Origin of the sequence: Bradyrhizobium sp. U87765 SZCCT0048 (assembly GCF_018131225.1) — a bacterium.
GTDB lineage: Bacteria > Pseudomonadota > Alphaproteobacteria > Rhizobiales > Xanthobacteraceae > Bradyrhizobium_A.
Genome location: NZ_JAFCMM010000003.1, coordinates 633,152 through 652,975 on the forward strand (window position 1 = coordinate 633,152; position 19,824 = coordinate 652,975).

The window sequence follows — 19,824 nt, forward strand, 5'->3', positions numbered from 1 at the left end:
CATTTCTGCACTCAAAGAAAATTTGAAGCATTTGTCATCATCATCTCTGGAGACTGCGTCATGGCTTTTCAGACCTATGGCGAGCTTCGCCAGGAGCTCGCGCGCGAAAACCTACCCTGGACCGTCAATCCGCAATTCGCCGACAGTGAACCGATCCGCCGCCCGCCCCTCGGCGCGGTGAGCAAGCCGCCGCCCGCGGTGCCGAGCCGCCGGGTCGATGTCGAGGCGGTGGTCCGGGACAATCCGCCGACGAACATCCTGCTCGCGCGCGATCTGCTGACGCGCGGCGTGCTGCGCTCGCCGCCGCCGTTCCTCGGACAGGCCGGCGCGAGCCCGAACGCCGCTCCCGCCGGTGGGCCGGCCGCGCCGCTGGTCGTCGACTGGCGCAACCGCTTCGGCTGGCCGTGGGTCACCGCGATCCGCGACCAGGATCCCTGCGAGCATTGCTGGATCTACGCGCCGACCGCACTCGTCGAGTGCATGGTGCGCATCGAACACTGCGTGTGGAGCCCACGCTCCGAAGGCGACTACATCGAGGCCAACAAGATCCCGTGCGGCCAGTGCGGCGATCCCGTTCCGGTGCTCAACTGGTTCGCATCGAACGGCGTCACCGATCTCGACTGCGTGCCCTGGGTCGACAGCGACCCCGGCGACCGCAGCGGACCCTACTGGAATCCATCGCCGAACGGCTGCGGCGGCGGATCGATGAAGCCGCCGCCCGCATGGGCGCCGGTGGGCAGCCGCAACGGCCGCACCGTGAAGATCCCGGCCTACACCTCGATCGACAACATTCAGGACCAGAAGAACTGGATCCAGAACGTCGGCCCGCTGGTGGTGTATTTCGAGGTCTGGAGCGACTTCCAGGGCTGGCACGGCAACACGCCGTACCAGAAGGTGTCGAGTGCGACCGATCTCGGCGGCCACATCATGCTCGCCGTCGGCTTCGACGACAATCTCGGCTGCTGGATCGTGAAGAACTCGTGGGGGCCATCGCTCGGCAACCAGGGCTACTGGCTGATCAAGTATGGCCAGTGCGGCATCGACGACAGCGCCAAGCTCGGCGTCCGTCTGACCAATCCCGATCCGTGGACCAAGCGCCGCACCCATGGCGGCGGCATGATCGAGAGCGGTGACGGCGCGCTGCACCGCAATTTCGAGCTGATCGCGCCGGGTCCCGGCAACTCCTGGACGCACTGGTGGCGTGACAATTCCAGCGGCGCGATGCCCTGGGCCAAGGCGGAGACCATCGGCAACGACGTCGCCGATCCGCCGACCTTCACGGCGACCAGCTACAACCGCAACTTCGAGATGGTGTACCGCACCACCGCGGGCCGGCTGCACCACCGCTACTTCGACCAGGCCTCGGCGAGCTGGAAGGACGGACCGGTGTTCGGCCCGAACAATGCCACCGGCGGTGTCGGCTTCATCGAGAGCAGCTGGGGTCCCGGCAACTTCGAGGTGGTGGTCGGGGTCGGCGGCAACCAGTTGCAGCACTGGTGGCGTGGCGGCAGCACCTGGCAGCCGAGCGTGACTTTCGGCAGCAACATCGCCACGATGGGTCCGAGCCTGATCCAGAGCACCTGGGGCAACCTGGAACTGGTCGCGGTGTTGACCTCGGGCCAGATGCAGCACTTCTGGCGCAACGGATCGACCTGGCAGGGCGATCAGCTGTTCGGGGCCAACGTCGCGTCGGCGCCGGTGATGATCCAGGGCCAGTACGGCATGGCGGACGAGCATGGCCACGGCAACTTCGAACTGGTCGTCGCCAACAAGGCCGGTGCGGTCGAGCACTGGTGGCGCAACAACCAGAACGCCAACTGGGTGTGGAGCAAGTCGGCAACGTTCGGCTCCGGCGTCGCGCGGGTGCTGGCGCTGGTCGAAGGCAGCTTCGGCTTCAATCTCGAGGTTGTCGTTCTGCGCACTGATGGCATGCTGCAGCACTACTGGCGCGACGGCGCCGGCTGGCACGCAGGAGTCGTCATTGGCAACACCCACTGACCTCACTCTGCACGTCGGTGAGAGGGCAAGCGTCCCTCTCACCAGTGCGGGCTCGGTCGGCTATGTCTGGCAGCTTGCGATCCGCGGCGACGCCAACGCCATCACGGCCAGCATCGGCCCCGCCGGGCCACGCCCGCCCGACGCGCCGTCGGGCGGGAGCCTGCCGCAGGCGCTCGCCGTCACCGGGCGCATGCCGGGCCATTGCCTCGTCGAGCTGCGCCTCGTCCGGGTGCCAGGCCAGCCGCCCCGCGAGGCGCACGACATCGCCGTCACCGTCGTGCCGTAGCGGTTACGCCGGCGCGGCAATCCCGTCCATCACATCCATCCTCCGTGGAGCGTGTCATGGAGCTGAAGGCCCTGACCTTCGACATCATCGGCACCGTGTTCGATGCCTATGACGGCCTGGCGCAGGGCGTCGGCCCGCTGAACACCCGATATGGCCTCAGCCTGCAGGGCGGCGGCTTTGCGGCCGCCGCGCTGGCCGGCTATTCGGCCGGCGTCGGACAGGTGCTGGCCGGAGGCGGCTGGGTGCCACCGGACACCATCCTGCAGAACGCCACGGCGACGCCGCTGCCGCTGCGGCAGCTCGGCAACAAGGCATCACAAGCGATCGTGGACTACACCGCGCTATGGCACACCCTGCCGCCATGGCCGGACGTCGCGGCAGGACTTCAGGCGCTGCACAGCCACTATACGCTCGCGGTGCTCTCCAATATGAGCGTCGCGACCCAGACCGCGCTGCGCACCCGCGCCGGCCTGACATTCGACCAGTTGCTGTCCGCCGCGAGCATCAAGGCGTACAAGCCGACGCCGGCGGTCTACCAGATGGCCGCGGCGACGTTGAACGTGAAGCCGGCCGAGATCCTGATGGTCGCCGCCCACAATTACGACCTCAACGCCGCCAGAGCTCAGGGCTTCCGCACCGCCTACATCGCCCGCCCGAGCGAGAATGGCCCGGCTGGATCGCCTGGCAACCACCCAGATCCCGCCTTCGATTTCAACGCCACGAGTCTCGTCGACCTTGCACAGCAACTGGGCGCGGCAGCGGTTCCGGCGCCCGACGACTGCATCGTCATTCACCCCGGCAGCCTCCAGGTCGCCGAGATCGCCGGGCGCTGGACGGTAATCGACGGCAGCCAGTCGCTGCTCGACTTCGGCGCCAGTCAGGCCAACGCACAGCGCGCCCGCGACGTCGTCACTCACTATGGTTTCGACCGGATGTGCTTCGTCGGCCGCCCGCATGCGCCGATGATGTATTTCACGGCTGGAGGCAAGGCGCCGGCGGGCGCAATGGCCGGCGAAGACGCGGTTGCCTTCGACCTTGCCGGGGTCGTCGCGCAGCAATCGGGCAGCGACTGGATCGTCACCGACGGATCGTCGCGGATGCTCGACTTCGGCGCCGGCAAGGCCAACGCACTGCATGCGGAAACGATCATCAAGCGCTTCGGATTCACCCATCAATGCTTCGTGGGCCGTCCGAACGCGCCGATGATGTATTTCAGGACGTGACGGCGACCGCTATCACACCGGCCAGTCTTCGGCGGTGATGGTCGCCGCGTCCGCGCCGACGATCTCGCCGATCGATTCACGCCCCGTCCGCCGCAGCACCGAAACGAGATCAGTCTTGATCTCCTCGACAAGGCCGAGGCCCTTGTAGACCAGCGACGAGTACAGCTGGATCAGGCTGGCGCCGGCCCGAATCTTCATCAGCGCGGCGCCGCCGGAATCGATGCCGCCGACGCCGATCAGCGGAAACGCGCCCTCGACGCGGACGTAGGTCTCCGCGACCATGCGGGTCGACAGTCGGAACACCGGCCGTCCCGACAGACCACCCTGTTCCGCCGCCTGCGAGCTGCGCAGCGACGGCGGCCGCGCCAGCGTGGTGTTGGACACGATCATGCCGTCGACACGGCGCGAGCGCGCGACATGGACGACGTCGTCGAGCTCGGCGAGCGACAGGTCCGGCGCGATCTTGAGCAGCACCGGCGTTTCGCCGGCACTGGTGCGCACGCGGTCACGCGCATCGATCACCCGCGCCAGCAGATCGTCGAGCTGCGAAGCCTGCTGCAGGTTACGCAGGCCTGGCGTGTTGGGCGAGGAGACGTTGACCGTGAAATAGCTGGCCACCGGCGCGAACTTTTCGATCAGCGCGACATAGTCGGCGGCTCGATCGGCCGAGTCCTTGTTGGCGCCGACATTGACGCCGACGATGCCACCGCGGTTGGCGCGCGCCGCAAGACGCCGCAACACGGCCTCGCCGCCATCGTTGTTGAAGCCCATGCGGTTGATGACGCCGTCATCGGCCGCGAGGCGGAACAGGCGCGGCCGCGGATTGCCGCTCTGCGGCCGCGGCGTCACCGAACCGATCTCGACAAAGCCGAAGCCGAGCCGCAGCAGTTCATCCGGCACTTCGGCATTCTTGTCGAAGCCGGCCGCCATGCCGATCGGGTTCGGAAAATTGAGGCCGAACGCGCGCACCGACAGCATTGGATTTTCGATCCGCGGCCGCGGCGGCGGCAGCAACCGCAGCCCCTGAATGGCGAGACGGTGCGCGTCCTCCGCTTCGAGCCAGCGCAGCAGCGGCAGCGAGAAGGCTTCGAGCGCGCGGATCACGATGTCAACTCCGGCACGTCGTGGCCTCCATCGGAACGGGCGCGCAGGTCATGCACCGCAATGACTGCACCGAGATCGAGCTCCCCATAGAGATGCGGAAACAGTGCCCCGCCACGAGACGGCTCCCAGCGCAGGTCATCCCCCAGCACGGCCGCATCCACGGCCACCAGAAACAACCCGGTCTGGCCGAAGAAGTGCTTGCGCGCCGTTTCCGCCACCTGGGCGGCGGTCGAGAAATGGATGAAGCCGTCGCGCAGGTCGTCGGCGCTGCCCGTATAGCTCCCGCGTCGCTCGGCTTCGCGCCAGGCGGAGGCGGAACAAATTTTATAGATCGTCGGCACGCGGTCTGGTTCTTGCGAATTGTTGAACTAATTCAGGATTTTGAAGATCAGTGAAAACCGTAGCGACGGCACTGTGCACGTTCAAGCGCCGCCGGCAAGGGGGCCTGCGACATTGCGCGCGCGCGCCATTCGAGGTAATCATTCCTAGTCTCACAACGTTGATTTTGACCAGACTTCGGCCGCGCCTTTTCTGCGGCACTGACGCTGAAGGCCACACGATTTTTGCGTGGTCCGGTTCAGATGGCCCTTTTCAAGGACCGCAGCGGCCCGTCGTCAAATCGGCCGCACCGGGTGCCCCGAGCACAGGCCCATCCCGCGGGATCGGGCCGCAACCGTTGAGCCGCCATGCTGACGCATGAGCAGATCTGGACCGCCATCGACCGGCTGGCGACCCGCGCCGGGCTGTCGCCATCCGGGCTCGCGCGCCGCGCCGGCCTCGATCCGACCACGTTCAACAAATCCAAGCGCGTGACCGGCGACGGCCGCGCGCGCTGGCCCTCCACCGAATCGCTCGCCAAGGCGCTGGCCGCAACGGAAACCAGCCTCGACACCTTCGTGCGGCTGATGGGCACGGCTGAGCCGGACACACCGACCATTCCGGTCACGAGCCTTGCACGGGCAGCCACGCCGGAACATTTCGACGTCGCCGGCTATCCAGTCGGACCGGGCTGGGACAAGCTGGCTCTGCCATCCGCCATCGTCGAGCGGCACCTGTTCGCGCTCGAGATCACGGGCGATGCACTGGCGCCAGCCTACTGCGACGGCGATGTCGTCGTGGCGTCGCCGGACGCTCCGGTCCGCCTCGGCGACCGGGTCGTGGTGCGCATGCGCGACAGCACCTTGTCGTTGTGCGTCCTGCGACGCCGCACCGCGCGCACCATCGAACTGCAGTCGCTGGAGACCGAACCAAGGGAATTCGGCCTCGCCGCCGCCGACGTCGCCTGGATCGCACGGATCATCTGGGTGCGGCAGTAGGCAATAAGGATCGCTGTTCGGCGCAGTGAAGCGCCGAACAGCGCAAACATCCACAATTCAGGCCGAGCGCGCCAGTGCGCCGTCGATCATCGCCACCGCATTGCTGAGGCCGTAGACCGCGACGAAGGAGCCGAAGCGCGGGCCCTTCTCCTGTCCCAGCAGCACCTGGTAGAGCATGTTGAACCAGTCGAGCGACACGCCGGGACGGCCGTCCTTGCCCTTCTTGGCATGGTCGAGGAACGGATCGCGGCGGCCGATCTCGTAGACGACGTTCTGGATGTCCTCGGCGGTCGCCTCGGCCGGCAACTGCGACAGCGCATCGCGCAGGTCGGACAGCGCGACGCGTTCTTCCGCTGTCGGTTCGCGGAACTGCTTCGTCGGCGCGACGAAGTCGCGGTAGTAGTTGATGGCGTAGCCGACGAGGGCATCGAGCCTGGGATGGGTCTGCGGCGTCACCCCCGGGCGGTAGCGGCCGATGAAGCCCCACAGCGTCTCGGCGTTCTCCGCGTTCGACGACGACACCAGCGTCAGCAGCAACTGGAAGGTGACGGGCATGTCCGCCGGCGGCGGGTTGCCGCCGTGGATGTGCCACACCGGATTGGCGAGGCGCTGCTTGCCGTCCTGTCGGCCATAGCCATCGAGGAACTGCTGGTAGTCGTCGACGTTGCGCGGGATGACGTCGAAGTACAGCCGCTTCGCCGCCTTGGGCTCGCGGTACATGAACAGCGACAGCGATTCCGGCGAAGCGTAGCGCAGCCACTCCTCGATGGTGAGGCCGTTGCCCTTGGACTTCGAGATCTTCTGGCCCTTGTCGTCGAGGAACAGCTCGTAGTTGAAGCCCTCCGGCGGCGTGCCGTCGAGCGCGCTGCAGATCTTGCCCGAAAGCTTGACGGAATCGATCAGGTCCTTGCCGGCCATTTCGTAATCGACGCCGAGCGCGGTCCAGCGCATCGCCCAGTCCGGCTTCCACTGCAGCTTGCAGTGGCCGCCGGTGACCGGCACCGTCACCCGCTCGTTGGTTTCGGGATCGTCATAGGAAATCGTGCCGGCCTCGACGTCCTGTGCCACGATCGGCACCTGCAGCACCACGCCGGTGCGCGGGCAGATCGGCAGGAACGGCGAGTAGCTCGCCGCGCGCTCCTCGCGCAGCGACGGCAGCATGATCGCCATCACCTTGTCGAAGCGCTCCAGCACCTTGAGCAAGGTCGCGTCGAACCGGCCGGACGTGTAGTAGTCCGTCGAGCTCGCGAACGCGTAATCGAAGCCGAACGCATCGAGGAAGGCGCGCAGCCGCGCGTTGTTGTGCTCGCCGAAGCTCGGATGGGTGCCGAACGGATCGGGCACGCGCGTCAGCGGCTTGCCGAGATGCGGAACGAGCAGATCCTTGTTCGGGATATTGTCAGGCACCTTGCGCAGGCCGTCCATGTCGTCGGAGAACGCCAAGAGGCGCGTCCTGATCTTGTCCTCGGTCAGCACGCGGAACGCATGGCGCACCATGCTGGTGCGCGCGACCTCGCCGAACGTGCCGATGTGCGGCAGCCCCGACGGCCCATAGCCGGTCTCGAACAGCACTTCGTCCTTCGGCTTTTTCTTCAGACGGGCGACGATCAGCTTCGCCTGCTCGAAGGGCCATGCGTTGGACTGTTCGGCCAGCGCCCGCAACTCGCTCGCGGTGCCGGGGATTTCGTTCGACATTACATCCTCTTTCGTTCGCGCCGGTGCGCAAGGAACTGTCATATCCGGCCAGAGGCGCGGCGTGAAGCCGCTGCGGGACCGTTGTTCGGGAGATCAGCTCCCGCATGGAGTGGTTCAGAACGGGCTGACCGAGAAGTAGCGCAGCCACAGGTCGGTGTAGCGGCCTTTTTCCCAGATCCGGAACATCGCCCAGTTCAGGGCCTGGCGCAGCACGTCGTTGCCCTTGCGAACGGCGATGCCGACCCCCTCGCCGAAATAGCGGCTCTCGACGAACGGGCCGCCGCTGAAGGCGCAGCACTCGGCGGAATCGGTGCCATTGATCCAGAACGCCAGCGAGATGGCGTCGCCGAAAATCAGGTCGACGTCGCCCTTGCGCAGGGCGGTGCGCAGCGCCTCGTCATCGGCGTAGCCGACGATCTGCGCATCGGTGAACTGTGATTTCAGGAAGGCTTCGTGCGCGGAGCCGGCGATGGCGCCGACTTTCTTGCCCTCGAGGTATTCGGGGCGAATCTCCGCCATCACCGCGTCACGCCGCGACACGAAGCGCGCGGGCGCACGGTAATAAGGGTCGCTGAAGTCGACCTTGGCGCGCAGCTGCGGCGTCGCCGCGAGCGAGGCGACGATGGCATCACCGCGGTTGCTGGTCAGCGAGTCCACCAGCGTCTCGAAGCGCCGCATCTGGATGGTGCAGGTGACCTTGATCTCTTCGCAGATCAGGCGGGCGAGGTCGACATTGAAACCGGCCGGGTTGCCGTCGGGCCCGGCGAAGTTGAACGGCGGATAGTCGGTTTCCGTCAGAAACCTGATCACTGTCAGACGACTGAGGTCGGGCCGATCCGGGCGGCGACGCGGGTCCCAGAAGCCGGGAACCGCCTGGGGGGCGACCTGAGCACCCGGCGCAATCGTTGCCGGCTTGCTGGCCGGTGCCCCCGCAGGTGCCGGAACCGCAGTCGGCGGCGGGGCGCCCTGGGCCACGGTCTCGGCGCCAGCGGCGACGCTCAGCAGGCCGAGGCCGCACAACGCCGCCAACATGGCTCCCGCCCGGCGCGCAAAGCGCGCGGGCTCAGCCGATCCGGACGGAAAGCGCCTGACGGGAACCATCTGCATGCGGGCGTTATAGACGATCCGGCGTCGTTCGCGAGAGCGATCGGGCCTTCAGAGGCTCGATCCGATCAAATATACCGCTTGAGGTCCGCGGCCGCCTCTTCCGGTTTGCGCTTGAGGTTGAACGGCGCCACGAACCGGCCGTTCCGGTCCATCAAGTAGATCAGGGCCGTATGGTCCATGGTGTAGTCGCCATCCTTGAGCGGCACCTTCTTGGCATAGACGCGGTAGGCCGAGATGACCTTGGCGACGGCATCGGAATTACCGGTCAATCCCTTGAGGTGCGGATCGAAGCTCGACAGGTAGTCCTTCATCGCCGCCGGCGTGTCGCGCTCCGGGTCGACCGACACGAAATAGGCGTTCACCTTGTCGGCGTCGCTGCCCATCGCCCGCAGCACCTCGGAAATCTCGAACAGCGAGGTCGGACAGACGTCGGGGCAATGGGTGAAGCCGAAGAAGATCAAGGTCGGCTTGCCCTGGAGGCTCTTCTCCGTGACGGGCTGGCCGGCCTGGTCGCTGAGCTGGAACGGACCCCCGATCGCCGCGGGCGCCGTGGCGCCGCTGAAGCCGCCGAGCAGCCACAGCGTGGCAAGAAGGCCGATGGCGAGGCTCGCCGCGAATGCCGCCACCACAACAAGCGGGCGCGCCGTCCGATCCGTCATGTCAATTCCCGTCTTTCATCAGAAACAGGCGGCGATGCCAGCCGCCAGCACCTGGAAGAACACCGTCGTTCCGTAATGCATCCACAGCCCGACCGCGACAGCCAGCGCAAGACCAATCACGCCGAGCACGCAGGCCAGCACCACCGTGCGCAACCGCGCCGCGGTCCGATCATCGTCGGCCGCGGCCGTCGCATGCGTCATGGCCGGATGTCGTGGCATCAGGTTCCAGATAGGTCGGACGCCGCCAGCAGGCAAGCATTAACGCCGGAGCCCCGATCACGTCCTGCGGAGGGTGCGGCGGCAGAACCTGACGGTCAGTGGCCCGCCGGCGCCGGCTCGTGAGCCGAGGCCTGGGCGTCCATGTAGCAGGGACGGTACATGCTGGTGAGTTCGCGCCCGCGCAGGAAGATCATCCGCGGCGTCAGGCCGCCCCGATGGCTGATCCAGCGTTTGATCCGCGCCGGATACATCGAATAGAGCATCTGCGTGGCTTCGGGATTGGTGACGGTCCGGCCGTCATTGCCGTAGTCCCACGCCGCATGAAAGCCGAGATTGGCCCGCGAGGTGACACAGATGCGGTCGTGCGGCACCGCGCCGAGCACGATGGTGCAGGCCGAAGCGCACAGGCCATCGATCATGACCATCTCGCCGGAACTGCGCAGGCCCTGATAGCGATCGACATAGGTTCCGATGCGACCGCCGCGATCATCGGAAATACGGACCACTGCATGGCTGGCTCCGATACCCGCGATCAGCAGCACAGCTGCGAGCAACCCCGTGACGACCTTCATTCCCCCGCCCCGTCCGACCGGAACAATCGAAATCAATCTGTCGTAAACGTCTTTCGATCGCGACGCTTTGTCCAGTGGCGCAATCCACGCGCGCCGATTTTCGGGCCGGGGTGTTGCGCGGAAGATGCAGTGCACACGCCGCGATCCCGAAGTGAGACAGCGATGCGTAGCGGCGCACATAATCCTGTATTTTTCGTTGCTGCCGGTTCCCGCCGACGGGGCTATGGTGCCCGGCCACAAGGTTCGCGCGCCGTGATGCAGGCATTCGCCGACAATCCCTGGTTCAGGAGTCTCGCTCCCGCGGATGCGGAGGCGCTGCTGGCGGCCTCGACCCCGGTCACGCTGGCACAGGGCGCGCTGCTGTTCTGCCAGGACGATCCGTTCGACGCGCCGTTCGGCGCATTCTTCGGCGCCGTCTCCGGACGAATCAAGCTGTCGATCCTGCATCCCGCGGGCAAGGAGGTGATCCTGGCCGTGGTCGAGCCCGGCAACTGGTTCGGCGCGGGCCCGGTGCTCGACCACCGGCCGCGGGCCCACACCGCGACCGCCCTGAGCGACGTGGAGCTGCGTGCCGTCAGTGCGGCGCGGTTCGACGAGCTCATGCACAGCAACGGCTTCGCCCGTGCCATCGCCCGCCAGGTGGCCCAACGCCTGCGAATGGCCTACGGCACGATGGGCGACAGCGCGCTGCTGAGCACGCAGGAGCGCATCATGCGGCGGCTGCGGGCGCTCGCCCACGGCGACATGACGCTGTCGGCCGACGGCCGCAGCACGGTCAGCGCATCGCAGGACACACTGGCGATGATGCTGGGCATCAGCCGCCCGACGCTCAACAAGGAGCTGCAGGCGCTCGCCAGGCGCGGCCTGATCTCACTGCGCTACGGCGAGATCGAACTCCACGAGGCCGCACGGCAGCGGAAGCCACGCCCGGCAAGGCCCTGAGCCATCCGCGCGCGCCACCATCCGCCAATTGATAAATCGCTGACAGTCCTCGCCGCCGCGGCGGCCTAAAGAGAGCGGCAGGTGGTGGCCTCCTTGACGGGGCCGTTTCCTGACAAGGCTGTTTCTTGGCAGGGCCTTGGTAGCGCCGCCGCGACCGGGAGGACGACATGGACAAGCATCGACGCCGCGCATCCGGGATCGGGCGCCGTGAATTCCTGGCATTGAGCGCCGGCGTTTCGGCGCTCGGCGTGCTTGGGCCTCAGGCCGGCGCGGCCCCCATCGCCCCCGCTCCGCCGACGGATGGCTGGAACCAGGGGCAGCTCGCCCACCTCATCCCGACCGCCAGCCATGATCGCTTCCTGATCAAGGTCTCCTTCAAGGCGCCACTGGCCGGCACGCCGCAACTCACCGTCGACGGCCGGCACATCGACGGCGAGCGGACCGACAGCCAGGGACGCTTCTGGCGCTTCGATGCGACGTCGCTGCGGCCGGCAACGCGCTATGAGCTGCGCATCGTCGATGCCGGCGGCGCGCCGCTGTGCGACGCGTGGCCACTCGCGACTTTTCCCGCCCCGGATGCCACGCCCACGCGCATGCGTCTCGTCGCCTACACCTGTGCCGGCGGCTATGACGGCGCGCGCTGGAAGGACAAGACCGGATTTCTTGACATGACGGCGCGCCAACGCCTGCTCGCCCGTGCCATGTCATACCGGCCGGACGCCGTCATCGCCAATGGCGACCACATCTACTGGGACATCGAGACCGCACTCAACAAGCCGTTCGCCCGGCTCGTCCGCGAGGATCTCTGGACGAGGTTCGGCGGCGCCCTCGACATCTCCGTGCCGATGCTGCATCCGCGCAACGCGGCGATCTTCCTCGGCGTGTGCGACTATCAGATCCCGGGGCTCTACGGCACCACACTGCGATCGACACCGGCATTCTTCCTGACCGACGACCACGACACCTTCGAGAACGACGAGTTCGACACCAAGGTCGCGACCCTGCCGCCGGATACCTACGGCACCCTGGGCGCCGAGCAGACCCAGCAGCTGTACTATCCCGAGTTCCTGCCCGACGCGAACCGTCCAGCCTGGTTGCCCGGGGGCGACAAGGCGCAGGCGCCGGCCGGCACCAACATCACGTTCGGCACGTTGCGCTACGGCAAGCTGCTCGAGGCCGTGCTGTACGACTGCCGGAGGTATGTGGACTACAAGGGGTCGCACGCGAAGATCCTTCCGCAATGGACCGAGGACTGGCTGGTGGCACGCACCCGCGCCGAGGACACCACGCATTTCATGCATGTGCCGTCACTGCCGTTCGCCTACTCCTCCGGCAAGCTCGGCGACTGGTATCCGGACGTGCTCGACGCTTCCGGCCGTCTCGTCCTCTATGAGGAGAAGGCGGGATGGCAACGCGGCTGGTTCGCGCAGCATCAGCGGCTCATCGCCGCCCTCGCCGCCCAGACACGGCGCGCGGGCGTGATCGTGCAGGGCGACTTCCACGCCAGCGCCGCAGGACAGATGACCCGCTCGGGAGACCTGTCGCTGGCCCATCCGGTCCATGCGGTCATGGCAGGCACTCTGGGAACGGGTGATCTCGGCTTTCCCTCGGCGTACCGCGGCATCGAATCGATGCCCTCCCAGCTCATCGGCATGGAGCAGGCACTGAAGCCCACCGAGAAGAACGGCTTCACCATCATCGACGTCACCCCGGACAAGATGACCTTCACCATGTTCCTGTGGCGCCCGCCCCAGCCCGTCGAGGACATCGACACCATGGCGCCGGCGCTGGTCTACGAGGTGCCGCGCAGGGCATGAGGCGAATGTGCCCTTGCGCGGACGGACGGAAAACCGGCATCGTGGCTGGAAAGCCGGTCTGCGCGACGACGGCGTGCAAGCAATGTTGAAGGGGTGGGAAACCAATGGCTGACACGGCGGATGTCATTGTCGTGGGCGCAGGCCTTGCGGGGCTCGTGGCGGCGACGGAGCTCGCCGACGCCGGCAAGCGCGTCATCGTGGTCGATCAGGAGGGCCCGCAGAACCTCGGCGGCCAGGCGTTCTGGTCCCTCGGCGGCCTCTTCCTGGTCGATACCCCCGAGCAGCGCCGCCTCAAGATCAGGGACAGTTACGAACTCGCCTGGCAGGACTGGCAGGGCACCGCGGGCTTCGACCGCGACGAGGACGACTGGCCGCGGCGCTGGGCGCAGGCCTATGTCCAGTTCGCCGCCACCGAGAAACGCGACTGGCTGCGCGCCATGGGTCACCGCATCTTCCCTGTGGTCGGCTGGGCCGAGCGCGGCGGCTACGACGCCATGGGCCATGGCAACTCGGTGCCGCGCTTCCACATCAGCTGGGGCACCGGGCCGGGCGTCGTCGAGCCGTTCGAGCGCCGCGCCCGCGAGGCGGAACGCGCCGGCCGCATTACCTTCCGCTTCCGTCATCGGGTCGACGCGCTGACCATGACCAACGGCGCTGCCACCGGCGTCAGCGGCGCCGTGCTGGAGCCGACCAAGGTCAAGCGCGGCGAGAGTTCGTCGCGCACCGTGGTCGGCGAGTTCGCGCTGACGGCGCAGGCAGTGATCGTGGCAAGCGGCGGCATCGGCGGCAATCACGACCTCGTGCGGCAGAACTGGCCGTCGCGCCTCGGCGCCCCGCCGCAGCGCATGGTGGCCGGCGTGCCCGCCCATGTCGACGGCCGCATGATCGGCATCACGGAGGCCGCCGGCGGCCGGCTGATCAACCGCGACCGGATGTGGCACTATGTCGAGGGCCTGCACAACTGGGATCCGATCTGGCCGAACCACGGCATCCGCATCCTGCCCGGCCCGTCGTCGATGTGGTTCGACGCCCGAGGCCAGCGCCTGCCCTCGCCGCTCTATCCCGGCTACGACACGCTCGGCCAGCTCGCCTACATCATGGCGAGCGGCTACGACTATTCCTGGTTCATCCTGACCCAGAGCATCATCAAGAAGGAATTCGCGCTGTCGGGTTCCGAGCAGAACCCCGACCTCACCTCCAAGAGCTGGCGCATGACGCTCAAGCGCGCCACCAACAAGGGCGCGCCCGGCCCTGTCGAGGCGTTCAAGGCGCGCGGCGCCGACTTCATCGTGCGCAACTCGCTCGAGGACCTCGTCGCCGGCATGAACACGCTCGCCGGCAACGACCTGCTGTCCGCCGCCGACATCCGCAACCAGATCGAGGCGCGCGACCGCGAGCTCGACAACCCCTACGTCAAGGACACCCAGGTGATGGGCATCCACAATGCCCGCCGCTACCTCGGCGACAAGCTGATCCGCACGGCGAAGCCGCACCGCATCCTCGATCCCGCGCACGGCCCGCTGATCGCGGTGCGGCTCAACATCCTGACCCGCAAGACGCTCGGCGGCTTCGAGACCGATCTCGACGCCCGTGTGTTCGGCGCCGGCCGCCAGATCATTCCCGGCCTCTACGCCGTGGGTGAAGCCGCGGGCTTCGGCGGAGGCGGGATGCATGGCTATCGCGCGCTCGAAGGCACCTTCCTCGGCGGCTGCCTGTTCTCGGGGCGCGCCGCCGGACGCGCCGCGGCACAGGCCGTGGCGTAACGCGTTTGCATCGCCGCAAAACCTGTCACCGACGACAGGATCACAGCTGATTTCCGCATCCTCTTGCAGGGTGCGGCAAAACCGCCCAGAGTGCTGCGAGAAAAGCAACCTCCGGGAGAGATCGGCCCATGGCGACCGCACCCACGTCTTCCAAGCTTGCCACGGTCCTGCGGGTAACCAGCGGCAACTTTCTTGAGATGTTCGACTTCTTCCTGTTTGGATTCTATGCCACGCACATCGCGAAGGCATTCTTCCCGGCAGAGAACGAAATCGCCTCGCTGCTGCTGACATATGTGACGTTCGGCGTCGGCTTCCTGATGCGTCCGCTCGGCGCGATCGTGCTCGGCGCCTATGTCGACCAGGTCGGCCGCCGCAAGGGACTGATCGTAACGCTGGCGATCATGGCGATGGGCACCATCCTGATCGCGTTCGTGCCATCCTACGCCACCATCGGCATGATTGCGCCGATCCTGGTGCTGATCGGCCGCCTGCTGCAGGGCTTTTCCGCCGGCGTCGAGCTGGGCGGCGTGTCGGTCTATCTCTCGGAGATGGCTCCGCCGAACCAGAAGGGCTTCTACGTCAGCTGGCAGTCGGGCAGCCAGCAGGTCGCGATCGTGTTCGCGGCGATCATCGGCTACGTGCTCAACAAGTCGCTGTCGCCCGCCGAGATCTCCGACTGGGGCTGGCGCATCCCGTTCTTCATCGGCTCGCTGATCGTGCCGCTGATCTTCATCATCCGCCGCTCGCTGCAGGAAACCGAAGCGTTCATGGCGCGCAAGCATCGCCCGACCACCGGCGAGATCTTCCGCTCCATCGCCGAGAACTGGCAGATCGTGATCGCGGGCATGCTGATGGTGGTGATGACCACGGTGTCGTTCTATTTCATCACAGTCTACACGCCCGGCTTCGGCAAGGTGCTCAAGCTGACGGAGATCAATTCGCTGATCGTGACGTTCTGCGTCGGCGTATCCAACCTGTTCTGGCTGCCCGTGATGGGCGCGCTGTCCGATCGCATCGGACGCAAGCCGATCCTGCTGACCTTCACCGTCCTGACCATCGTCACCGCCTATCCGGCGATGGCGTGGCTGACTGCGGCGCCATCGTTCGAGCGCATGCTGGCCGTCGAGCTGTGGCTGTCGTTCCTATACGGCAGCTACAACGGCGCCATGGTGGTGGCGCTGACCGAGATCGTTCCGGCCAGCGTGCGCACCGCTGGTTTTTCGCTGGCCTACAGCCTTGCCACAGCGCTGTTCGGCGGTTTCACGCCGGCGGTCGCGACGACGCTGATCCAGCGCACCGGCAACAACGCCTCGCCGGCGCTGTGGCTGATCTTCGCCGCCGCCTGCGGCCTGGTCGCGACGCTGATGGTCTATCGCCGTGGCGAGTCCAACCGCGTCGTCGCCGCCGCGGCCGCCTGACGACACCTGGCGAGCGGCCGGCCCGCGGCCGCTTGCAAACCCGCCGCCCGCGCCGTCGGTCATCGCGACGCGAGCATAAAAACTGCCACGGTCTCAGGCCTGCCGCGCCGCTCCACCACGGAACGGCAGCGCCGGGCCGTCGAGGCGGCGCAGTCCCGGCTCGCGGCGCTCCAGCCACCAGCCATACTGCTTTGGCCACGCATCGAACGCGCCTTCGGCGCGACCGGACAGCTCGAGTTCGGCATGCAAGGGCCAGTTCGGATCGAACAGCGCTTCGCGGCCGACAGCGACGATGTCGGCGTGATCAGCTGCGAGAATGTCCTCAGCCTGCTGCGGATGCAGGATCAGGCCGACCGCCATGGTGGCGATCCCCGCCTGCTTGCGGATCTCGGCCGCGAACGGCACCTGGAAGCCATAGCCGCGCGGCAGCCGCGCCGCGGTCGCCGAACCCATCAGGCCGCCCGACGAGCAGTCGATGACGTCGACGCCGCGCACCTTGGCCTCGCGCGCGAAGGCGACGGAGTCCCCCAGCGTCCAGCCGCCGTCGATGCCATCGACCGACGAAATGCGAACGAACAGCGGACGGTTGTCGGGCCAGACCTCGCGTACCGCGGCGATGATCTCCAGCGGAAAGCGCATCCGCCCGGCGAGATCGCCGCCATAGGCGTCGGTGCGCTTGTTCGACAGCGGCGACAGGAATTCGTGCAGCAGATAGCCGTGGGCGCAATGGATCTCGAGCACCTCGAAGCCGGCGGCCGCCGCCCGCAGCGTGGCGGCCCGCCAGCGGTCGCGCAGTCCGCCCAGTTCGGCGACACCGAGTTCATGCGGTGTCAGCCAGCCCTCGTCCATGGCGATCGCGCTCGGCGCAACGATGGGCCACGCGACATCGCCGCGGGCATGGTCTTCGGCGGTCAGCGCGGCATTGCCGTACCACGGCCGCTGCATACTGGCCTTGCGGCCGGCATGGGCAAGCTGGATCGCCGGCACCGCGCCATTGTTGCGAAGGAAGGTGGCGATCCGCGCCAGCGGTGCGACCTGGGCATCGCTCCAGATGCCGAGATCGCCATGGGTGATCCGCCCCTCGGCCACCACGGCGGTGGCTTCCGTCATCACGATCCCGGCGCCGCCCTGGGCGAACTTGCCGAGATGTACGAGATGCCAGTCGTTCGCCATGCCACTGTCCGCCGAGTACTGGCACATCGGCGAGATGATCAGGCGGTTTCGGGCGGTGACGCCGCGCAGGGTGATCGGCGTGAACAGGCGGGGCTGGGACATGGGGACGGTCTCGGGCAACTGGAGTGCGGGCAGGTTGGCATCGCCGCGTCGCAGCGATACCAATGAAGGTCAAATTCACCACATCAGCATGTCAGGATCGCGTCGGGGCGCAAGCGGCGATTGCGCGCAGCCTGCCCTGCGTCGGCAACGTCAGCTCTTGAGGCGATAGCCGGTCTTGAAGATCCACCAGATCGCGACGAGGCACAACACCAGGAAACCCAGCGCGACGGCGGCGCTGATGGCGACATGCACGTCCGAGATGCTGTAGAAGCTCCAGCGGAAGCCGCTGATCAGGTACACCAGCGGATTGAACAGGGTGATTTTCTGCCAGACCGGTGGCAGCACGTTGACGGAGTAGAAGGTCCCGCCGAGAAAGGTCAGCGGCGTCACCACCAGCAGCGGAATGACCTGCAATTGCTCGAAGCCTTGCGCCCAGATGCCGATGATGAAGCCGAGCAGGCTGAACGACACCGCCGTCAACACCAGAAAAGTCAACATCCATAGTGGATGATCGATGCGCAGATCGACGAACAGCGCTGCCGTGACCAGCACGATCAGGCCGAGAATGATCGATTTGGTGGCCGCCGCGCCGACGTAGCCGACGACCACCTCGAAGTAGGAGATCGGCGCCGACAGCAATTCGTAGATCGTCCCCGTGAACTTCGGGAAATAGATGCCGAACGAGGCATTGGAGACGCTTTGCGTCAGCAGCATCAGCATGATGAGGCCGGGCACGATGAATTCGCCGTAGTTGACGCCATCGATCTCGCTGATGCGCGAGCCGATCGCGGCCCCGAACACGATGAAATACAGCGACGTCGACAGCACCGGCGAGACGATGCTCTGGAACACTGTGCGCTTGGTGCGCGCCATCTCGAACCGATAGATGGCCAGAACGCCGTGGAGGTTCATCGGCTTGTCCTCTTGCAAACGTGGATGGGCAGCGGAGGCTGCTGGTGTCCCGGTTGTGACATTCGCATCACCTTGCTGCATGCATTTTGCGAATGTCGGATCCGCCACACTAGCCGGCGCGGGTGTTGGAGCGCGAAACCAGCCCGACGAAAATGTCTTCCAGCGAACTCTCGCTTGTCTGCAGATCCTTGAAGACAAGGCCTGCCTGGCGCAGGTCGCCGAGCAGCGAGGTGATCCCAGTGCGCTCGCCCTGGGTGTCGTAGGTGTAGACCACCTCGTGGCCATCGGCACCGATCGTCAGCCCGTAGGGCGCGAGCGCGGCCGGGATGGCATCGATCGGCGACTGCAGATGCAGCGTCAACTGCTTCTGGCCGAGCTCGCGCATCAGCTCGGCCTTTTCCTCCACCAGGATGAGTTCGCCCTTGCGGATGACGCCGATGCGGTCGGCCATCTGCTCGGCTTCCTCGATGTAGTGCGTCGTCAGGATGATGGTGACGCCGTTGCTCCGCAGCTCGCGCACGACATCCCACATGCCCTTGCGCAGCTCGACGTCGACACCTGCGGTCGGCTCGTCGAGGAACAGCACCGACGGCTCGTGCGACAGCGCCTTGGCGATCAGCACGCGCCGCTTCATGCCGCCGGACAGCGTCATGATCATGTTGTCCTTCTTGTCCCACAGCGCCAGCGCCTTCAGCACCCGCTCGATATGGGCGGGGTTCGGCGGCTTGCCGAACAGACCGCGGCTGAAGCTGACGGTCGCCCATACTGTCTCGAACGCGTCGGTCGTGAGTTCCTGCGGCACGAGGCCGATCTGCGCGCGCGCCGCGCGGTAGTCGCGGATGATGTCATGGCCGTCGACCCGCACCGTGCCCGACGACGGGTTGACGATGCCGCAAATGATGCTGATCAGCGTGGTCTTGCCGGCGCCATTGGGGCCGAGCAGCGCGAAGATCTCACCGCGCCGGATCTCGAGATTGATGCTGTTCAACGCCTGGAAGCCCGATCCATAGACTTTCGACAGGTTCGCGACGGAGATGATCGGCTGCATCGGGCGGGGCTGCTCACGAGGGGGGTGGCGGCAGATATAATCTCTATGGCGACTGCAGCAAGCGCTTTCGTTCTCCAAACACGCATTTAGCCGGTTGTTTTCGTTGCTTTTTTTGGTGAGTGCCGTCACCCCGGCGTCATCGCGCCGTCACCCGCGCACCGCCGCGTGCTGCATTGCAGCGCAACACCCGGGCATCGGCTCGGTTCGTCCCGCTGAACCCGCCATGATCTGCCCCGCACGATACGGCGCGATGACGCCTTGGACGTGCGACATTCGGCCCGCGGCAGCCCCCTTCCCAGGATGAACTTTGGATTGATTACCAGCGCACTGGGCGACGCCTGCGCCGCGACTTCGTCGCACAGGGCGATGCGACCCACAACGCGGGAAGCCCTGAAATAACGCAGTTTCCTGCGTTTCAGCGTTGTCAGCCGGCGAATTGTCGCGCCGCTCGCCCGGCGAATTCAGCCCTT

At 66.5% G+C, this 19,824-nt stretch carries 18 protein-coding genes; 8 read left to right on the forward strand and 10 right to left on the reverse strand.

The features are described from left to right. The first annotated feature begins 60 nt into the window (after positions 1-60). Genes JQ639_RS21475 through JQ639_RS21485 form a run of 3 tightly spaced genes read left to right on the forward strand, consistent with a single transcriptional unit; the run spans position 61 to position 3,507 of the window. Entirely contained in the window at positions 61-1,998 is a 1,938-nt protein-coding gene (locus JQ639_RS21475) for a C1 family peptidase (protein ID WP_211968286.1), read from the forward strand. Then, positions 1,982-2,284, forward strand: a complete 303-nt coding sequence (locus JQ639_RS21480) for a hypothetical protein (RefSeq protein WP_211968287.1) — start codon at positions 1,982-1,984, stop codon at positions 2,282-2,284. Before JQ639_RS21475 ends, JQ639_RS21480 begins: the two co-directional genes overlap by 17 nt. A 56-nt stretch (positions 2,285-2,340) precedes the next feature. After that, complete coding sequence (locus JQ639_RS21485; protein ID WP_211968288.1) at positions 2,341-3,507, forward strand: haloacid dehalogenase type II; 1,167 nt, start codon at positions 2,341-2,343, stop codon at positions 3,505-3,507. 12 nt (positions 3,508-3,519) lie between these two features. On the opposite strand, the gene JQ639_RS21490 is transcribed toward JQ639_RS21485, so the two are convergent. Together JQ639_RS21490 and JQ639_RS21495 are read right to left on the reverse strand one after the other, a co-directional pair. Then, a complete protein-coding gene (locus tag JQ639_RS21490; protein WP_211968289.1) occupies positions 3,520-4,611 on the reverse strand; it encodes a quinone-dependent dihydroorotate dehydrogenase in 1,092 nt (363 codons plus the stop codon). Beyond that, a complete protein-coding gene (locus JQ639_RS21495; protein ID WP_211968290.1) occupies positions 4,608-4,952 on the reverse strand; it encodes a DUF952 domain-containing protein in 345 nt (114 codons plus the stop codon). The genes JQ639_RS21490 and JQ639_RS21495 overlap by 4 nt, the downstream gene beginning before the upstream one ends. A 345-nt stretch (positions 4,953-5,297) precedes the next feature. Between JQ639_RS21495 and JQ639_RS21500 the strand changes: the two genes are divergently transcribed. After that, positions 5,298-5,927, forward strand: coding sequence for a S24 family peptidase (locus JQ639_RS21500; protein WP_211968291.1), 630 nt, complete (start codon positions 5,298-5,300; stop codon positions 5,925-5,927). 57 nt (positions 5,928-5,984) lie between these two features. Here JQ639_RS21500 and JQ639_RS21505 read toward each other — a convergent pair whose 3' ends face one another. The 5 genes from JQ639_RS21505 to JQ639_RS21525 all read right to left on the reverse strand — a co-directional run bounded on the left by JQ639_RS21505 (position 5,985) and on the right by JQ639_RS21525 (position 10,179). After that, positions 5,985-7,622 carry a lysine--tRNA ligase gene (locus JQ639_RS21505; RefSeq protein ID WP_211968292.1) on the reverse strand — a complete coding sequence of 546 codons (1,638 nt, stop codon included), beginning with the start codon at positions 7,620-7,622 and terminating at the stop codon, positions 5,985-5,987. Positions 7,623-7,736: 114 nt separating this feature from the next. Next, positions 7,737-8,654, reverse strand: a complete 918-nt coding sequence (locus tag JQ639_RS21510) for a transporter substrate-binding domain-containing protein (protein ID WP_211968293.1) — start codon at positions 8,652-8,654, stop codon at positions 7,737-7,739. Between the two features lie 140 nt (positions 8,655-8,794). Next, a complete protein-coding gene (locus tag JQ639_RS21515; RefSeq protein ID WP_211968294.1) occupies positions 8,795-9,388 on the reverse strand; it encodes an SCO family protein in 594 nt (197 codons plus the stop codon). An 18-nt stretch (positions 9,389-9,406) separates the two neighbouring features. Beyond that, complete coding sequence (locus JQ639_RS21520; protein ID WP_211968295.1) at positions 9,407-9,589, reverse strand: hypothetical protein; 183 nt, start codon at positions 9,587-9,589, stop codon at positions 9,407-9,409. Between the two features lie 113 nt (positions 9,590-9,702). Beyond that, a complete protein-coding gene (locus JQ639_RS21525; protein ID WP_211968296.1) occupies positions 9,703-10,179 on the reverse strand; it encodes a hypothetical protein in 477 nt (158 codons plus the stop codon). A 255-nt stretch (positions 10,180-10,434) separates the two neighbouring features. Here JQ639_RS21525 and JQ639_RS21530 point away from each other — a divergent pair, with 255 nt between their 5' ends. From JQ639_RS21530 to JQ639_RS21545, 4 genes are all read left to right on the forward strand, one after another. Continuing rightward, positions 10,435-11,121 (forward strand): Crp/Fnr family transcriptional regulator, encoded by a 687-nt coding sequence (locus JQ639_RS21530; protein WP_249123404.1) that lies wholly within the window; start codon positions 10,435-10,437, stop codon positions 11,119-11,121. A gap of 167 nt (positions 11,122-11,288) precedes the next feature. Then, the gene (locus tag JQ639_RS21535) at positions 11,289-12,938 is read left to right on the forward strand and encodes an alkaline phosphatase D family protein (protein WP_211968298.1); all 1,650 of its coding nucleotides are present in this window, start codon (positions 11,289-11,291) and stop codon (positions 12,936-12,938) included. A gap of 104 nt (positions 12,939-13,042) precedes the next feature. Further along, a complete protein-coding gene (locus JQ639_RS21540) occupies positions 13,043-14,701 on the forward strand; it encodes an FAD-binding dehydrogenase (RefSeq protein WP_211968299.1) in 1,659 nt (552 codons plus the stop codon). Between the two features lie 128 nt (positions 14,702-14,829). After that, positions 14,830-16,119: an MFS transporter gene (locus JQ639_RS21545; RefSeq protein WP_211968300.1), complete on the forward strand. Its 1,290-nt coding sequence runs from the start codon at positions 14,830-14,832 to the stop codon at positions 16,117-16,119. A 93-nt stretch (positions 16,120-16,212) separates the two neighbouring features. On the opposite strand, the gene JQ639_RS21550 is transcribed toward JQ639_RS21545, so the two are convergent. From JQ639_RS21550 to JQ639_RS21560, 3 genes are all read right to left on the reverse strand, one after another. Next, positions 16,213-17,394 (reverse strand): NADH:flavin oxidoreductase/NADH oxidase, encoded by a 1,182-nt coding sequence (locus JQ639_RS21550; RefSeq protein WP_211968301.1) that lies wholly within the window; start codon positions 17,392-17,394, stop codon positions 16,213-16,215. A gap of 150 nt (positions 17,395-17,544) precedes the next feature. Then, a complete protein-coding gene (locus JQ639_RS21555) occupies positions 17,545-18,306 on the reverse strand; it encodes an ABC transporter permease (RefSeq protein WP_211968302.1) in 762 nt (253 codons plus the stop codon). A gap of 109 nt (positions 18,307-18,415) precedes the next feature. Further along, complete coding sequence (locus tag JQ639_RS21560; protein WP_211968303.1) at positions 18,416-19,354, reverse strand: ABC transporter ATP-binding protein; 939 nt, start codon at positions 19,352-19,354, stop codon at positions 18,416-18,418. Between the last annotated feature and the right edge of the window lie 470 nt (positions 19,355-19,824).